The sequence below is a fragment of the Nocardia sp. NBC_00416 genome (assembly GCF_036032445.1).
In the GTDB taxonomy this organism is placed as follows: Bacteria; Actinomycetota; Actinomycetes; order Mycobacteriales; family Mycobacteriaceae; genus Nocardia.
This window is the reverse complement of record NZ_CP107932.1, coordinates 3,098,935-3,114,757: the sequence shown is the minus strand read 5'-3', so window position 1 is coordinate 3,114,757 and position 15,823 is coordinate 3,098,935. Positions and strand designations below refer to the sequence as shown.

The window sequence follows — 15,823 nt, the reverse complement described above, 5'->3', positions numbered from 1 at the left end:
GCTCCAGCCGAGTTCGCGAAGGAGAACGATGGCAACCCAAAGTACGAATTCCCCCGTGCCGGCTACTGGTTCGGGCCCGGACGGGCGCGAGCCCGCTGGGTCCGGACCCAGAACCACCCCAGCCTGGCTTACCTCGATCCTGCGCCACGACGTACCGGCTTCCATCGTGGTTTTCCTTGTCGCGCTACCGCTTTCACTGGGTATCGCAATCGCGTCCGGTGCGCCGGTCGCCGCCGGACTCATCGCCGCCGTCATCGGCGGTGTGGTCGCCGGCGCGCTCGGCGGCTCCGCTCTTCAAGTGAGCGGACCGGCCGCGGGTCTCACCGTGATCGTCGCCGAGTCGATCCATCAATTCGGTTGGCGAGTAACCGGATTCATTGTCGTAGCGGCCGGAATCCTGCAGATTCTGTTCGGCTTGAGCCGGATCGCCCGGGCGGCACTGGCGGTGGCACCGGTGGTGGTGCACGCCATGCTCGCCGGAATCGGCATCACCATCGCACTCCAGCAGTTGCACGTACTGCTGGGTGGCGAATCCAACAGCACCGCTTGGATCAACATCACCGAACTGCCCGCCCAGCTGGCCTCGTTGCACGGGCCGGCCGCCTTCCTCGGCGTGGTCGTCATCGCGATCATGCTCGGCTGGAAGTACCTCCCCGAGCGGGTCAAGATCGTCCCCGGCGCCCTGGCCGCGATCGTGGTGGCCACCGGGCTGTCGCTGGGGTTCTCCCTCGATGTCAAGCGGGTCGCCCTGGACGGTTCGCTGTTCGATGCGATCGGTCTGCCCGAACTGCCCCGCAGCGACTGGGCCGGGGTCGCGCTGATGATCCTGACCTTCGCCCTCATCGCCAGTGTGGAGAGCCTGCTGTCGGCCGTCGCGATCGACAAGATGCACACCGGTCCGCGCGCCGACTTCGACCGCGAAATGATCGGTCAGGGGTCGGCGAACGTGCTGTCGGGTCTGCTCGGCGGCCTGCCCGTCACCGGCGTCATCGTGCGCAGCTCCACCAACGTCGCGGCCGGTGCGCGCAGCCGCGCCTCGGCCGTACTGCACGGTGTCTGGCTGCTGGTCTTCTCGGTGGCCCTGGTCTCGTTGGTGGAACAGATCCCGCTGGCCGCACTGGCCGGCCTGCTGATCTTCATCGGCGTGCAACTGGTCAAAATGGCGCATATCCGGCTCGCGCACCGGACCGGCGACCTGCTCGTCTACGCCGTCACCCTGGCCGCCGTGGTGTTCCTGAACCTGCTGGAGGGTGTGCTGATCGGTTTGGCGCTGGCCTTCGCGCTGCTGATCTGGCGGGTCGTGCGGGTCGCGGTCACCGCCGAACCGCTCGGCGGTACCGATCGCTGGCTGGTCCGGATCGACGGCTCCTGCACCTTCCTGTCGCTGCCGAAACTGTCGTCGACATTCGCCACAGTGCCGCAGGGTGTGCCGGTGACCGTGCAACTGACCGTCGATTTCCTCGATCACGCCTCCTACGACGCGATCACCGACTGGGCGCGTCAGCACGAGAGCAACGGCGGCAGTGTCGACTTCGTGGAGATCGGGGCCGCCCGGATGGCGAACGCGGAAGCCTCGCCCCCGTCGCGCAGCATGGGCCGGGTCGAACTCGACGACGTCCTCGGACCGTGGCAGGTCGAGCGCGGCGGTGCGTCGAACGGATCGGGCGGCAGCCACGACCCGCTGGTCACCGGTATCGCCGCCTACCACCGCAGCCACGCGCATCTGGTCCGTCCGCATCTCGACGAACTGCGTCATCGGCAGGACCCCGATTCGTTCTTCCTGACCTGCTCGGATTCGCGGATCGTGCCCAATGTCATCACCAACAGCGGCCCGGGCGACCTGTTCACCGTCCGCAATGTGGGCAATCTGGTGCCCGAACACGGCGATGCCTCGGTGGAGGCCGCGCTGGTCTTCGCGCTGGAGAAGCTCAACGTCCGGTCGGTGGTGGTCTGCGGCCACTCCTCCTGCGGGGCGATGGGCGCGCTGCACTCCGGCGAATCCGCGGGACCGGGCATCGACCGGTGGCTCGAATACGGGAAACCCAGCCTGGAGCGGTTCCGGGCCGGTCATCCGGTCGGTCGGGCGGCTGCCGCGGCCGGTTTCGGTCCGGTGGAGCAGTTGAGCATGGTGAATATCGCGGTGCAGCTCGAGAATCTGCGTAGCCATCCCGCGGTCCGGCGGGCCGTCGAGGACCGCGGGCTCACCACCTCCGGGCTGTTCTTCGATATCGCCAGCGCCCGGGTGATCGAGGTGCGGACCGACGGGGTCGCGCCCATCGAGGAGAACGAGCGTCTCACGGCCCGGTTGCAGCGGGAAACGGCATCGACGAGCGGATGACCGGGCGCCGTGCGACCCGCCCGGCCGTGGCCGGCGGGTCACGGTACGCCGGCGCGGGTGCGGCACTCGTAGGCTGGTCGTTGTGAAAAAGCGTTCCGATACCGTCGACGACCGGCCCGGCCCGGAGGGCGCCGGCGCCGAGACCGGCGCGGCGGATATCGAATCCGACCCGCCGCGGCGGCCGGGTCCCGCCGCCTGGCGCGCCTACCGGGACCGGATCGCGCGGCGTCCTACTCTCGAGCTCGGCTACCGGGTCGGGGTGGCGGTGGTCGGCACCGCGGTGTTCGTCGTCGGAGTGGTCACCATTCCGTTCCCCGGCCCCGGCTGGGCGCTCGTGTTCGCCGGTATCGGCATTCTCGCCACGGAATTCGCGGTGGCGCGGCGCGCACTGGTGTGGTTGCGGGACAAATACCGCCGTGGGATGGCCTGGTACATCTCGCGCGGTCCGCTCATACAGGTGCTGGCCTTCCTGGCGACCTGCGCGGTGGTCGTGGCCACCCTGTGGGTGCTCGGGACGTTCGGATTGGTCGGCGACTGGATCGGAGTCGAATGGCAGTGGTTGCGCAGCCCGTTGATGTCGTGAACCCGGTGCACGGGCCGATGCTCGCCGACGACGCGTGGCTGGCCGCCCGGATCGCGGATCTCAATACCTCCTGGGGGACCGATTCGCCGCGAGTGGGCGGCACCCTGTGGTGGTGTACGACGGCCTCGGCGCTGGTGGAGCAGGTCGTGCGCGCGGTTGCACAGGACCTGCCGCTACCGGCGCCCACGCTGGACCGGCTCGTACTGACGCTGCGCGCCGACGGGACGGTCGAGCGGGTCGGTATTCACGACGGCGTGCCGGACGTGGCACGGCCCGCCGCTGTCGGCGCGCACCCGGCCGCGGCCGAGACGACAGCTACGGTCACCGATATCGGCGTCGCACTGCGGGAGACTCTCACCACGGTGATCGACCGCCTCACCGCGGTCTCCGGAGTCCGGGAACCGGCACTGTGGGCGGTGGTCACCGATGCGCTGGCCAGTTGGGCGGTCGACGCCGGGCAGCCGCCGGTCGGCCGGCGGCTGGCCGAGGCCATCGGTGCGGCACTGCCCGCGCCCCGCTTCGTGGAGGTCGCCGGGCGCACGTTCGTCCGGCGGGTGTCCTGCTGTCTGGTGTACGAGGCGCCCGGGTGTGAAAAATGCGTGAGCTGCCCCAAACGCCGCCCCGAGGAGCGGGAAGCACTGCTCGCGGACTACGCGCGGCGGGGCTGACTCGCCTGTCCGGCTCCCGCGGCGACGACCCGCCGGGCGGTCGTACACCTGTCTCGGCCGACCTCGCCCGGTCCATCGACACGCGTTACCGGCTGTGCCGATAGCATGGTCGCGGCCGGGCTGCGCCCGGCCACCGTAGACGGATCGAGCCGTCACTGGGCCGGAGTGAGCCGCAGTGACGACGCGATCCGAAGCCGAGCGAGCCGGAGCATCCGGCCGCGGAGACCCAGAGGAGAGCGCCACCGTGACCACCACAGCCCCCCGTAGCCCAGCCACCCCGGTCCGGGTGCCTGCCGGGACGACGGCCGGTGCCGCGGTGCGCGAGGCGGGCCTGCCGACCAAGGGCCCGGACAGCGTTGTCGTCGTCCGGGACGCCGCCGGCGACCTCAAGGACCTCTCCTGGACCCCCGATCTCGATACCGAGGTCGTGCCGGTTGCCGCGAACACCGAGGACGGGCGCAGCGTGATCCGTCATTCGGCCGCGCATGTGCTCGCCCAGGCAGTGCAGCAGGAGTTCCCCGAGGCGGTCCTCGGCATCGGCCCGCCCATCAAGGACGGCTTCTACTACGACTTCCGGGTCGACCGCCCGTTCACCCCCGAGGATCTGGCCAAGCTGGAAACCCGGATGAAGAAGATCGTCAAGGGCGCGCAGCGGTTCTCGCGCCGAGTGGTCGAGGTGGACCAGGCGCGCGTAGAACTGGCGAAGGAACCGTTCAAGCTCGAGCTGATCGGCGACAAATCCGGGATCGACGATCCGGAGGTCATGGAGGTCGGCGGCAACGAGCTGACCATCTACGACAACCTCGATCCGCGTACCGGCGAAAAGGTGTGGGGCGACCTGTGCCGGGGTCCGCACATTCCCACCACCAAGTTCATCCCCGCCTTCACACTGACCCGCAGCTCGGCCGCCTACTGGCGCGGCGACCAGAATCGCGAGGGTCTGCAGCGGATCTACGGCACCGCCTGGGAATCGGCCGAGGCGCAGGAGGAATACCTGCACATGCTCGCGGAGGCGGAGAAGCGCGACCACCGCAAACTGGGCCTGGAACTCGATCTGTTCTCCTTCCCGGACGAACTGGGCTCGGGCCTGCCGGTGTTCCACCCCAAGGGCGGCATCATCCGCAAGGAGATGGAGGACTATTCGCGCCAGCAGCATGTGGAGGCGGGCTACGAGTTCGTCAACACCCCGCACATCACCAAGGCGCATCTGTTCGAGACCTCCAAGCACCTGGAGTGGTACGCCGACGGTATGTACCCGCCCATGCATCTGGACGCCGAACTCAACGAGGACGGCACCGTGCGCAAGCCGGGGCAGGACTACTACCTCAAACCGATGAACTGTCCGATGCACAATCTGATCTACCGGTCCCGCGGCCGGTCGTATCGGGAACTGCCGCTGCGGTTGTTCGAATTCGGTTCGGTGTACCGCTACGAGAAGTCCGGCGTGGTGCACGGGCTGACCCGCGCCCGCGGTTTCACCCAGGACGACGCGCATCTCTACTGCTCTCAGGAGCAGGTGGTCGAGGAACTGACCGGCACCTTGCGGTTCGTGCTGGACCTGCTGAAGGCCTACGGTCTCGACGACTTCTATCTGGAACTGTCCACCAAGGACCCGGACAAGTACGTCGGCTCCGACGATCTGTGGGACGAGGCCACCGAGACCCTGCGCCAGGTGGGCGAGGCGTCCGGTCTCGAACTGGTGCCGGACCCGGGGGGCGCCGCCTTCTACGGCCCGAAGATCTCGGTGCAGACCAGGGACGCCCTCGGCCGGAACTGGCAGATGTCGACCATTCAGCTCGACTTCTTCGAACCGGACCTGTTCGAACTGGAATACACCGCCTCGGACGGCACGAAGAAACGGCCGGTGATGATCCACCGCGCCCTGTTCGGGTCGATCGAACGTTTCTTCGGCGTTCTCACCGAGCATTACGCGGGCGCTTTCCCGGCCTGGCTGGCGCCGGTACAGGTGGTCGGCATCCCGGTAGCCGATACCTTCGTCCCGCATCTGGACGAAGTGGTGGGGCAGCTGCGTGCCGCCGGGGTCCGGGCCGAGCTCGATCGCAGCGACGACCGGATGCAGAAGAAGATCTTCAATCACACCGCGCAGAAAGTGCCGTTCATGCTGCTGGCCGGCGCGCGGGACGTGGAGGCCGGCGCGGTGAGCTTCCGGTTCCGCGACGGTACCCAGGTCAACGGAGTGCCGGTGGGCGACGCGGTGCGGGTGGTCGTGGAGTGGGTCCGCCGCCGTGACAATTCCTCGCCCACCGCGGAAACGGTTCGTCCCCTGGTGGACGGCGAAGGCGGTGCGCCCGAGTGATATCGGGTCCGCCCGGGCGGGGAAAGGGTATGGAGCATGAGTGAGCGCACGGTACCGGACGGCCTGACCGGATCGGAGGAGTCCGATGCGGCCGACCGGCCCTCCGGTGAGATCGTGGATCGCGGTGCGGGCGAACCGGATCGGCTGCAGCGATTGTGGACCCCGTACCGGATGTCCTATATCGCGGAAGCCGCCACCGCCCCGCCCAAAGGCGCGACCGGTCACCCGTTCACCGATATCCCCACCATGTCCGACGAGGACGGTCTGGTCGTCGCCCGTGGCGAACAGGTGTACGCGGTGCTGAACCTGTACCCCTACAACCCGGGTCACATGATGGTGGTGCCCTATCGCCGGGTCGCGAACCTGGAGGATCTCACCGCCGCCGAATCCGCCGAACTGATGGAGTTCACGCAGCGCGCCATCCGGACGATGAAGAAGGTGTCGCGGCCGCACGGATTCAATGTGGGGCTCAACCTCGGCGGTGTGGCGGGGGGATCGCTGGCCGACCACCTGCACCAGCACATCGTTCCGCGTTGGGGTGGGGACGCGAATTTCATCACGGTGATCGGCGGGGCGAAGGTGATGCCACAGCTGCTACGCGAAACGCGATCCCTGCTCGCGTCGGCCTGGGAGGAGGGGTAGGTGCTGAGCATCTTCGGCCGGGCGACCTTCGCCAAGGCCACCGCGCCGCTGGGCCGGGCACTGATCGGGACCGGCCTCACCCCCGACGCGGTCACCCTGATCGGCACCGCCGCCTCGATCGCCGCCGCGGTCACCCTGTTCCCCACCGGGCATCTGTTCTGGGGAACCATGCTCATCTGGCTGTTCGTCATGTTCGACATGCTCGACGGCGCGATGGCCCGGGCCCGGGGCGGCGGCACGCGGTACGGGGCGGTTCTCGACGCGACCTGTGACCGGGTCGCCGACGGCGCGATCTTCGGATCGCTGGCCTGGTGGGCGGTCTACCACGACCAGGGCCGGCCCTTGTTCGTGGCGACCCTGGTGGTGCTGGTGACCTCGCAGGTCATCTCGTATGCCAAGGCTCGTGCCGAGGCCAGCGGGTTGTCCGCCGACGGCGGGTTGATCGAGCGACCGGACCGGCTGGTGATCGTGCTGGTCGGCGCGGGCCTGACCGGTATCGGCGGGTACTGGGGAATCGACTGGCTGACCTGGGCCGTGCACGTGGCGATGTGGATCCTGGCCGTGCTGAGCATCGTGACCGTGGTGCAGCGCGTACTGGCGGTCCGCAATTCGCCCGGCGCCCGAGAGGTCCTGCGGACACCGGACACGGGATCGGAGCAGCCGTCGTGACCGGAGTGCGTGCCGTGCTCAGTGATCGCGGCTACGCCGCCGGCTGGCGGCTGGTGCGCGCTCTGCCGGATCGGGCGGCGCGCCGGATCTTCGACCGCGGCGCCGATCTCGCGGCCCGTAGCGGTGGGCCGGTCCAGTTGCGGCGCAATCTGGCCCGAGTGGTCGGGGTGGCCCCGGAGGATGTTCCCGACGAGCTGATCCGGGCGAGTCTGCGTTCCTATGCCCGGTACTGGCGGGAGGCGTTCCGGTTGCCGAGCATGGATCACGCCGGCCTGGTGAAGTCCGGCCGGATCACTTTGCTCGGACTCGAGCATGTCGACGCCGCCCTGGCCCGCGGTCGCGGCGTGGTGTTCGTGCTGCCGCACTCCGGCAACTGGGATATGGCGGGAACGTGGCTCGTGCAGAACTACGGGCCCTTCACGACCGTCGCCGAACGGCTGAAACCGGAGTCCCTGTTCGAACGGTTCGTCGCCTACCGGGAGAGCCTCGGTTTCGAAGTCTTCCCCCTCACCGGAGGCGAGCAGCCGCCGTTCGCCGCGCTGGCGCGGCGGCTCCGGGAGAACAGGATCGTATGCCTGATGGGGGAGCGGGACCTCACCGGTCGCGGCGTACCGGTGACCTTCTTCGGTGAACGCACCTGGATGCCGGCCGGAGCGGCCAAACTCGCCGTGGAGACCGGGGCCGCGCTCATACCGGTGCACGTCTGGTTCACCGTCGACGACGAAGATCGGGAAAACTGGATGGTGCGCGTGCACGGGCCGCTGGACGTCTCGGGCGGCATCGCGACAGCGACTCAGGCGCTGGCCGACCGTTTCGCGGCCGGTATCGCCGAGCATCCGGCCGACTGGCATATGTTGCAGCCATTATGGGAAACGGACCTGTCCGAAGCTCGTTTGGACCGGATCCACGCCGAACAGGCACGGCGCGACGAAGAGTCGATCGACGCCGGTGGAGACCTCGCCCTATGAGAATCGGGATGGTCTGTCCCTACTCGTTCGACGTACCGGGCGGCGTACAGGCCCATGTGGTGGAGCTCGCGCAGGTGTTCCGCGAACGCGGACACAAAGTGAGTGTCCTGGCGCCCGCTTCGGAGAGTACCGAGCTGCCGGATTTCGTGGTCTCGGCCGGGCGGGCCGTGGCGATCCCCTACAACGGGTCGGTGGCCAGACTCTCCTTCGGGCCGACCGCCTACACGCGGATCCGCCGATGGATCGAGAGCAATGAGTTCGATGTCCTGCACATCCACGAACCCAACGCGCCCAGCCTGTCCATGCTGGCCCTGAAGATCGCCGAGGGGCCGATTGTGGCCACCTTCCACACTTCCACCACGAAATCGCTGGTGCTGTCCACATTCCAGGGCGTGTTGCGGCCGTATCACGAGAAGATCAGCGGCCGGATCGCGGTGTCGGAACTGGCGCGGCGCTGGCAGGTGGAGGCTCTGGGCTCCGACGCGGTGGAGATCCCCAACGGCGTCGATGTGCAGGCGTTCAGCCGGGCTCCGCTGTTGCCCGGCTACCCGCGCCGCGGCGGCACCGTGCTGTTCCTCGGTCGATACGACGAGCCCCGCAAGGGCATGCAGGTGCTGCTGAACGCGCTCCCGGCTCTGGTCGCCCGCCACCCCGAGGTGGAGGTCCTGGTGGTCGGTCGCGGCGACGAGGAACGGTTGCGCCGCGAAGCCGGCCCGCTCGCGCGGCACCTGCGCTTCCTCGGCCAGGTCTCGGATATGGAGAAGGCCTCGGCCATGCGCAGCGCCGATGTGTACGTGGCGCCGAATCTGGGCGGGGAGAGCTTCGGGATCATCCTCATCGAAGCCATGGCCGCCGGTACCGCCGTGGTGGCCAGCGAACTCGACGCCTTCCGGCGGGTCCTGCGCGACGGCGCCGCGGGCCTGCTGATCCCGATCGGTGATTCGACGGCGCTGGCCGAAGCTCTGGACAGTGTGCTGACCGACGACGCGCGCCGCACCGGCCTGGTGCGAACCGCGACCCAGGTGGTGGGGAGCTATGACTGGCCGGTCGTGGCCGAGCAGATCCTGCGGGTCTACGAAACCGTCGTGGTGGCCGATCTGCCGGTCCGGGTGGCCGGATGATCACGTTCTCCGCGACCACCGTTCTCGTCCTCGCGCTGGTGGCCGCGCTGGTGGTGGCTCTCGGCGTCTGGGCCTTCTCCACCGCCAATCGGCTGGACCGGTTGCATGTGCGCACCGACCTCGCGTGGCACGCCCTCGAGGCGGCGCTGGCCCGGCGTGCCGTGGTGGCCCGCGGGGTCGCCGTCTCACTGCTCGGCTCGGCGTCGGGTTCGGACACCGACCCGCCCCCGGCCGAACTGGCCCGCCGGCTCACTGTGCTCGCCGATCGCGCCGAGCGGACGGGTCGAGACGACCGGGAACCGGTGGAGAACCAGCTGGCGGCCACCCTGTCGGCGGTCGATATCGCGCGGCTGCCCCCGCAGCAGGTGGCCGAACTCGCCGACGCCGAAGCACGCGTGCTGATCGCGCGCCGCTTCCACAACGACGCGGTCCGCGACACGTTGGGGCTGCGCACCCGCCGGCCGGTGCGCTGGCTGCATCTCGGCGGTACCGCGCCGATGCCCACCTATTTCGAGATCGCCGAGCGCGCCACGCCCGCCGCCGCCACCGGACTGGAGGTGGACACCACGCGCGTCTCGGCCCGGGTCGCGCTCCTGGACGAACAGGATCGGATCCTGCTCATGCGCGGCCACGACCCGCTGGTTCCGGAGGTGTCGTTCTGGTTCACCGTCGGCGGCGGAGTGGAGCCGGGGGAGACACTGCGCGCGGCCGCGGTGCGCGAACTGTACGAGGAAACGGGCCATACCGCCGATCCGTCGGCGTTGCGCGGGCCGATCTGGCGGCGGGTCGCGGTATTCCCGTTCAACGGCGATCTGATCCGCTCCGAGGAACTCTTCTTCGCGCTGCGCGTGCCGCGCTTCGATCCCGAGGCCACGGATCTGACCTTTGTGGAGCAACGCTCCATCACCGGAAACCGCTGGTGCGGCCCCGCCGAAATCCGGGCCCTGGTCGCCGCGGGCGAGACGGTTTATCCCTACCACCTGGACGAACTGCTCGCGGAGGCGGCGCGGGCGGCGGACGCCGAGGGAGATCCGGAAGTCCGTTCCATCCGTTGAGTGTGACCGGGCTCACTGTCGTGATAGTGTCGCGAACGGTTTGATACACCGGAGATATGTCGATTCGGTGTGTGGAGGTGAATACGTGTCCTACATCTTGTTCGATTACCTGCTGCCGATTCTCGGTCCCGGCGCCGCTGAGTACTGGGCGAAGCTGCTGGTGGTGAATCCGATCTGAATCGGTTCGTCAACGCCCCGCCGGGCCGGTGTCCCACCGGTCCGGCGGTGTTGTTTTCCGGTCCAGTATCCGAGTTCCGGCCGATCAGCCCTGGTCGCCAACAGTCCAGTGTCCGCCAACTGGCTATGAAGAAGGTTTTTCGGCCCACCTAGAATCGTGGTGTTCATCGAGGATCCACCTGGCAACAGACACAGGAGCTGCCGTGACCACGCCCGAGACCACCCAGACCAGCGAAGCGACTCGCGAGGCCGGAACCGCCCGCGTGAAGCGCGGTATGGCCGAGATGCTCAAGGGCGGGGTGATCATGGATGTCGTCACCCCGGACCAGGCCAAGATCGCCGAGGACGCCGGGGCGGTCGCGGTGATGGCACTCGAGCGGGTGCCCGCCGATATCCGCGCCCAGGGCGGCGTATCCCGGATGAGCGATCCGGACATGATCGACGGGATCATCGAGGCCGTCTCCATTCCGGTGATGGCCAAGGCCCGGATCGGGCACTTCGTCGAGGCGCAGATCCTGCAGAGCCTCGGTGTCGACTACGTCGACGAGTCGGAGGTGCTCACCCCCGCCGACTACGCCAACCACATCGACAAATGGAACTTCACGGTGCCGTTCGTCTGCGGCGCCACCAATCTCGGTGAGGCGCTACGCCGGATCACCGAGGGCGCGGCCATGATCCGCTCCAAGGGCGAGGCGGGTACCGGCGACGTGTCCAACGCCACCACCCATATGCGCAAGATCCGCCAGGAGATCACCCGGCTGGCCTCGCTGCCCGCCGATGAGCTGTTCGTCGCCGCCAAGGAACTCCAGGCGCCCTACGAACTGGTCCGCGAGATCGCCGAGACCGGGAAACTGCCCGTCGTGCTGTTCACCGCCGGCGGTATCGCGACCCCCGCCGACGCCGCCATGATGATGCAGCTCGGCGCGGAAGGCGTATTCGTCGGTTCGGGCATCTTCAAATCCGGTAACCCGGCCGAGCGCGCCGCCGCGATCGTCAAGGCCACCACCTTCTACGACGACCCCGATGTGCTCGCCAAGGTCTCGCGCGGACTGGGCGAGGCGATGGTCGGTATCAACGTCGACGAGATCCCCCAGCCGCACCGGCTCGCCGAACGCGGCTGGTGAGGATGCGGGGCGGGGGCCCGCTCGCGAGCGGACCCACCCCACCTGATCAGCCGGTTCCGTCGCGCAGCGCGGGGCGGTCCGGATGGTCCCAGCGTACGAAATAGGTGGGTGTCCCGGTGCTGTCCCGTTCGTGTGCGAGCAGCCCCGGGATCGTCCACGCCGCCTCGTCGGGGGTGCGGCGGCCGAGCGCGGCCGCGCCGAGATCGAGCCGGAGGGTGAGGTCGAACGGCAGTCCGCGGCCGAGCAGCATCGGCCCCGCGACGAACAGCACCGTCCCGGGCAGCGCGACCCGGCTGTGCGCTCGCGCCGAGCGGTCGGCGGTTTCGTCCCAGAGCGCGGGTAGCCAGCGGCCGTGTGCCCGGAGGGAATCGAGGATTTCGCGCCGCAGCGCCGCGTAATCGAACCAGCCGGTGCGGTAGGCGGTCTCGTCGCGGCCGAACTCCATGCGCAACGACGCGGGCCGGACGTAGTCGTGCAGCGAGACCGGCTCCGCCGGGCGGCCGTCGGCGCGGACCCGGTCGGCGGCGCGGCGGGCGAACTCCAGCGGGTCTGCCGCGTCGGCTCCGTCGACGGCGACCACCCGGTATCCGCTCAGCTCGCGCAGCCGCCGGGTCAGCAGTTCGGCGAGGGCGTCCTGGGTGATCGGAGTGAATCGCGGCATCCGACCATCACAGCAGTTCCGGCCCGCTGACCGGTGACGGGGATTACCCGTGACCGGATCGTGGGAATCGGACGGCTCGGGATAATGTCAGCGGATGGCGACTATCGAAGAGGCACTGGAGATCGAACGCCTCGAGCGGGATATCTTCCGCGGCGCGTCCACCAAGACCCAGCTGCAGCGCACCTTCGGTGGACAGGTGGCGGGTCAGGCGCTGGTCGCGGCGGTGCGCACGGTGGAGCCACGTTTTCAGGTGCATTCCCTGCACGGCTATTTCCTGCGGCCCGGTAATCCGTCCGCGCCGACCGTCTACATGGTGGACCGTATCCGCGACGGTCGCTCCTTCTGCACGCGCCGGGTCACCGGGGTGCAGGACGGCGACGCGATATTCACCATGTCGGCCTCGTTCCACATCGGTGACGACGGCCCGTCGCATCAGGACGAGATGGCCGATGTGGAGCCGCCGAACGATCTCCCCGACGCCAAGAGCACCATGGACCCGGAGCGGCTGTGGGCCATGCGGGAATGGGAGCACTGGGATATCCGCCCGGTACCGCAGGACCAGGTGACCCAGCGGCCCGGCGTGGTGTCCCCCCAGCAGGTGTGGTTCCGCTACCGGCATCCGCTGCCCGACGATCCGCTGTTCCATGTCTGCACATTGGCGTATATGAGCGATATGACGCTGCTCGGCTCGTCCAAGGTCACCCATCCCGACGAGCACACGCAGAACGCCTCGCTCGACCACGCGATGTGGTTCCTGCGTCCGTTCCGCACCGATGACTGGCTGCTCTACGACCAGTCCTCGCCGTCTGCCGGTTTCGGTCGCGCGCTGACGGGCGGGAAGATCTTCGACAGGGGCGGCCGACTGGTCGCGGCGGTGGTCCAGGAGGGGCTGATCCGCAACCTGCGTGAGTGAGCGCGGGCCGGGTACCGGTCTTCTTGCGCGCGCCGATCGTTCGCCCGGCTCATGGCGGTCCGGGGTGACCTCGCCCACAACGGCCGGGCTCGTAAGCTCGCACGAGTGAACGAATCCGCGGTTTTCCAGGACTCGAGGGTGGCGGCGCCGGACTCCGGCGACCCGCCCACTATCGGTGTGCTCGCCCTACAGGGCGATGTGCGCGAGCATGTCGCGGCGCTGGACCTGTGCGGAGCCGAACCGGTGCTGGTGCGCCGCCCGGCCGAACTCGCCGCCGTCGACGCCTTGGTGCTGCCCGGTGGTGAATCGACCGCCATCAGCAAACTGCTCGAGATCTTCGAACTTCTCGAGCCGCTGCGGGCGCGACTGCGCGATGGTATGCCCGCATTCGGTTCCTGTGCCGGAATGATCCTGCTGGCCGACGAGGTGCTCGATACCCGGCCCGATGCCCGGCATCTGTCCGGGATCGATATGACCGTGCGGCGCAACGCCTTCGGGCGACAGGTCGATTCGTTCGAAACGGATCTGGATTTCGCCGGCCTCGAAGGCGGGCCGATGCGCGCGGTGTTCATCCGCGCTCCGTGGGTGGAGCGGGCCGGCGACGGGGTCGAAGTGCTGGCCAGGGTGCCCGGCGGTCCCGCCGCGGGCCGGATCGTGGCGGTGCGTCAGGGCAGTGTGCTGGCGACCGCGTTCCATCCCGAGGTCACCGGTGATCACCGGGTGCACCGGATGTTCGTCGACCTCGTTCGCGCTCGCTGAGCGCGCCCCGGCGCGTCGCCCCGAGTAGGGTGGCGGAATTGTCCGCTCGACCAGCCGGTAGCGTGGACCAGCACACCTGCCATCGACCTGAAGGAAGTAGGGAATGAGCGGCCACTCCAAATGGGCCACCACCAAGCACAAGAAGGCGGCGATCGATGCTAAGCGTGGCAAGCTGTTCGCCAAGCTGATCAAGAACATCGAGGTGGCGGCCCGGACCGGTGGTGGCGATCCGGAAGGCAATCCGACACTGTTCGACGCCATCCAGAAGGCGAAGAAATCGTCGGTTCCCAACGACAACATCGAGCGGGCCCGCAAACGCGGTGGTGGCGAGGAAGCCGGCGGCGCCGACTGGCAGACCATCATGTACGAGGGCTACGGCCCCAACGGTGTCGCGGTCCTGATCGAATGTCTCACCGACAACCGCAACCGGGCCGCCGGTGAGGTGCGCGTCGCCATGACCCGCAACGGTGGGAACATGGCCGATCCCGGTTCGGTCGCCTACCTGTTCCATCGCAAGGGCATCGTCACCCTGGAGAAGAACGGTCTGTCCGAGGACGATGTGCTGATGGCGGTGCTCGACGCCGGCGCGGAAGAGGTCAGTGACCTCGGTGAATCGTTCGAGGTCATCAGCGAGCCCGGCGATCTGATCGCGGTGCGTTCGGCGCTGCAGTCGGCCGATATCGACTACGACTCCGCCGAATCCGGGTTCCAGCCGTCGGTGAGCGTCGCCGTCGACGTCGAAGGGGCGCGCAAGGTGTTCAAACTGGTCGATGCGCTGGAGGACAGCGACGACGTCCAGAACGTGTACACCAATGTCGACATCTCCGATGAGGTGCTCGCCGAACTGGACGCCGACTAGCCGTCGAGGTTCGTGTAGTACTCCCGCATGGCGGGGTAATAGTCGTCGAAATCGGGGCGTCGCGCATCAGTGCGCGACGCCCCGAGCGCGTCGAGGTAGTACTCCCAGCCGGGGCCGATTTCGGGGACCTGCTCCGCCGACTCCAGGTGGTGGACGAAGACCAGTTCGGTCTGCCCGCCTTGTTCGGTGAGCGTCACTTCCAGGTGCCAGCTGCCGGATTCGTCGGTCGCCCGCAACGCGAGATGGCGCGGTGGGACGCAGGTGTCGATCGTGTACTCGCTCCACGGCTGTCCGTCCTCGTAGGACAGTTGCACCCGAACGGTCCGGCCGGGTCCCGCCGCACCCTGCCAGGGGCCGAACCAGCGGGCGGTGCGTTCGGATTCGGTGATGCTGGCCCAGACGTCCTCGATGGGGGCGCGGTAGGTCCGGGTGAGGATCAGATCGCGCCCGTGCGGGGTGGGCTCCAGACTGCCGGTGGGTCGGAGGGTCATGCCGAGTTCTCCTCGTCGTCGGATGGTGCCGATCGGATGTGGCGCCGGGGGTCGGATCCGGTGTCTGCGCGGTGTTCCCGGCGGGTCCGGTAGATCTCGGTGCCCAGCGCGTCGAGCCGGTGCGACCAGTCCGGACCGTTCAACGTGGCGATCCACGAGCTCAGCTCCCGTAGCGGTCCGGTGTCCAGTGCGTAGTACCGCTGCCGCCCCACGAGTTCGTCGTGGACCAGTCCGCCGTCCCGGAGTACCCGCAGATGCCGGCTGACGGCGGGCCGGCTGATCGGGAAGCGGGCGGCGATCGCGCCCGCGGTGAGCCGGGTGCCGCGCAGCATCTCCAGGATCTCGCGCCGTACCGGGTCGGCGATCGCCGCGGCCACCTCGTCCACCGATGAAGCGTAACTGATTGGTTACGCGTCTGTCCGGGTTGATGCCCGGCGATGTGGGCAGGTCTCGATTGGATGAGCGTGCGTGTGCCGCG

General features: G+C 68.5%; 16 protein-coding genes. 13 read left to right on the top strand and 3 right to left on the bottom strand.

Annotated features, from left to right (window positions below):
• The first annotated feature begins 28 nt into the window (after positions 1–28).
• From OG804_RS12950 to pdxS, 10 genes are all read left to right on the top strand, one after another.
• Entirely contained in the window at positions 29–2,338 is a 2,310-nt protein-coding gene (locus tag OG804_RS12950) for a SulP family inorganic anion transporter (RefSeq protein WP_442941816.1), read from the top strand.
• 82 nt (positions 2,339–2,420) lie between these two features.
• Positions 2,421–2,921, top strand: coding sequence for a TIGR02611 family protein (locus OG804_RS12945; RefSeq protein WP_328397229.1), 501 nt, complete (start codon positions 2,421–2,423; stop codon positions 2,919–2,921).
• Entirely contained in the window at positions 2,888–3,589 is a 702-nt protein-coding gene (locus OG804_RS12940; RefSeq protein WP_328397227.1) for a (2Fe-2S)-binding protein, read from the top strand. Before OG804_RS12945 ends, OG804_RS12940 begins: the two co-directional genes overlap by 34 nt.
• A 244-nt stretch (positions 3,590–3,833) precedes the next feature.
• Entirely contained in the window at positions 3,834–5,906 is a 2,073-nt protein-coding gene (thrS, locus tag OG804_RS12935; RefSeq protein WP_328397225.1) for a threonine--tRNA ligase, read from the top strand.
• A gap of 36 nt (positions 5,907–5,942) precedes the next feature.
• Positions 5,943–6,548, top strand: a complete 606-nt coding sequence (locus tag OG804_RS12930) for an HIT family protein (RefSeq protein ID WP_328397223.1) — start codon at positions 5,943–5,945, stop codon at positions 6,546–6,548.
• Positions 6,549–7,217, top strand: a complete 669-nt coding sequence (pgsA, locus tag OG804_RS12925) for a phosphatidylinositol phosphate synthase (protein ID WP_328397221.1) — start codon at positions 6,549–6,551, stop codon at positions 7,215–7,217.
• Positions 7,214–8,185 (top strand): phosphatidylinositol mannoside acyltransferase, encoded by a 972-nt coding sequence (locus OG804_RS12920; RefSeq protein WP_328397219.1) that lies wholly within the window; start codon positions 7,214–7,216, stop codon positions 8,183–8,185. The genes pgsA and OG804_RS12920 overlap by 4 nt, the downstream gene beginning before the upstream one ends.
• Positions 8,182–9,306 (top strand): glycosyltransferase family 4 protein, encoded by a 1,125-nt coding sequence (locus tag OG804_RS12915; RefSeq protein WP_328397217.1) that lies wholly within the window; start codon positions 8,182–8,184, stop codon positions 9,304–9,306. The genes OG804_RS12920 and OG804_RS12915 overlap by 4 nt, the downstream gene beginning before the upstream one ends.
• Positions 9,306–10,361: an NUDIX hydrolase gene (locus OG804_RS12910; RefSeq protein ID WP_328398362.1), complete on the top strand. Its 1,056-nt coding sequence runs from the start codon at positions 9,306–9,308 to the stop codon at positions 10,359–10,361. Before OG804_RS12915 ends, OG804_RS12910 begins: the two co-directional genes overlap by 1 nt.
• A 380-nt stretch (positions 10,362–10,741) precedes the next feature.
• Positions 10,742–11,662: a pyridoxal 5'-phosphate synthase lyase subunit PdxS gene (gene pdxS, locus OG804_RS12905; protein WP_328397215.1), complete on the top strand. Its 921-nt coding sequence runs from the start codon at positions 10,742–10,744 to the stop codon at positions 11,660–11,662.
• 46 nt (positions 11,663–11,708) lie between these two features.
• Here the strand turns inward: pdxS and OG804_RS12900 are convergent, their stop codons facing one another.
• On the bottom strand, positions 11,709–12,323 hold the full coding sequence (locus OG804_RS12900; RefSeq protein WP_328397213.1) for a hypothetical protein: 615 nt from the start codon (positions 12,321–12,323) through the stop codon (positions 11,709–11,711).
• Positions 12,324–12,417: 94 nt separating this feature from the next.
• On the opposite strand from OG804_RS12900, the gene OG804_RS12895 reads away from it, so the two are divergent.
• The 3 genes from OG804_RS12895 (at position 12,418) to OG804_RS12885 (ending at position 14,854) form a co-directional block, all read left to right on the top strand.
• Positions 12,418–13,236 (top strand): acyl-CoA thioesterase, encoded by an 819-nt coding sequence (locus OG804_RS12895; RefSeq protein WP_328397211.1) that lies wholly within the window; start codon positions 12,418–12,420, stop codon positions 13,234–13,236.
• A 105-nt stretch (positions 13,237–13,341) separates the two neighbouring features.
• Positions 13,342–13,995 carry a pyridoxal 5'-phosphate synthase glutaminase subunit PdxT gene (pdxT, locus tag OG804_RS12890; RefSeq protein ID WP_328397209.1) on the top strand — a complete coding sequence of 218 codons (654 nt, stop codon included), beginning with the start codon at positions 13,342–13,344 and terminating at the stop codon, positions 13,993–13,995.
• A gap of 103 nt (positions 13,996–14,098) precedes the next feature.
• Positions 14,099–14,854 (top strand): YebC/PmpR family DNA-binding transcriptional regulator, encoded by a 756-nt coding sequence (locus OG804_RS12885; RefSeq protein ID WP_328397207.1) that lies wholly within the window; start codon positions 14,099–14,101, stop codon positions 14,852–14,854.
• Here the strand turns inward: OG804_RS12885 and OG804_RS12880 are convergent.
• The gene (locus OG804_RS12880; RefSeq protein WP_328397205.1) at positions 14,851–15,345 is read right to left on the bottom strand and encodes an SRPBCC family protein; all 495 of its coding nucleotides are present in this window, start codon (positions 15,343–15,345) and stop codon (positions 14,851–14,853) included. The genes OG804_RS12885 and OG804_RS12880 overlap by 4 nt on opposite strands.
• Positions 15,342–15,731, bottom strand: a complete 390-nt coding sequence (locus tag OG804_RS12875) for a metalloregulator ArsR/SmtB family transcription factor (RefSeq protein ID WP_328397203.1) — start codon at positions 15,729–15,731, stop codon at positions 15,342–15,344. Before OG804_RS12875 ends, OG804_RS12880 begins: the two co-directional genes overlap by 4 nt.
• Positions 15,732–15,823: the final 92 nt, after the last annotated feature.

What these genes read in the sequence shown, in the direction of transcription:
- OG804_RS12950 (WP_442941816.1), top strand. Translation starts at nt 29, where the DNA reads ATGGCAACCCAAAGTACGAATTCCCCCGTGCCGGCTACTGGTTCGGGC.
- OG804_RS12940 (WP_328397227.1), top strand. Translation starts at nt 2,888, where the DNA reads ATGGCAGTGGTTGCGCAGCCCGTTGATGTCGTGAACCCGGTGCACGGG.
- OG804_RS12930 (WP_328397223.1), top strand. Translation starts at nt 5,943, where the DNA reads ATGAGTGAGCGCACGGTACCGGACGGCCTGACCGGATCGGAGGAGTCC.
- OG804_RS12915 (WP_328397217.1), top strand. Translation starts at nt 8,182, where the DNA reads ATGAGAATCGGGATGGTCTGTCCCTACTCGTTCGACGTACCGGGCGGC.
- OG804_RS12900 (WP_328397213.1), bottom strand. Translation starts at nt 12,323, where the DNA reads ATGCCGCGATTCACTCCGATCACCCAGGACGCCCTCGCCGAACTGCTG.
- OG804_RS12895 (WP_328397211.1), top strand. Translation starts at nt 12,418, where the DNA reads ATGGCGACTATCGAAGAGGCACTGGAGATCGAACGCCTCGAGCGGGAT.
- OG804_RS12885 (WP_328397207.1), top strand. Translation starts at nt 14,099, where the DNA reads ATGAGCGGCCACTCCAAATGGGCCACCACCAAGCACAAGAAGGCGGCG.
- OG804_RS12880 (WP_328397205.1), bottom strand. Translation starts at nt 15,345, where the DNA reads ATGACCCTCCGACCCACCGGCAGTCTGGAGCCCACCCCGCACGGGCGC.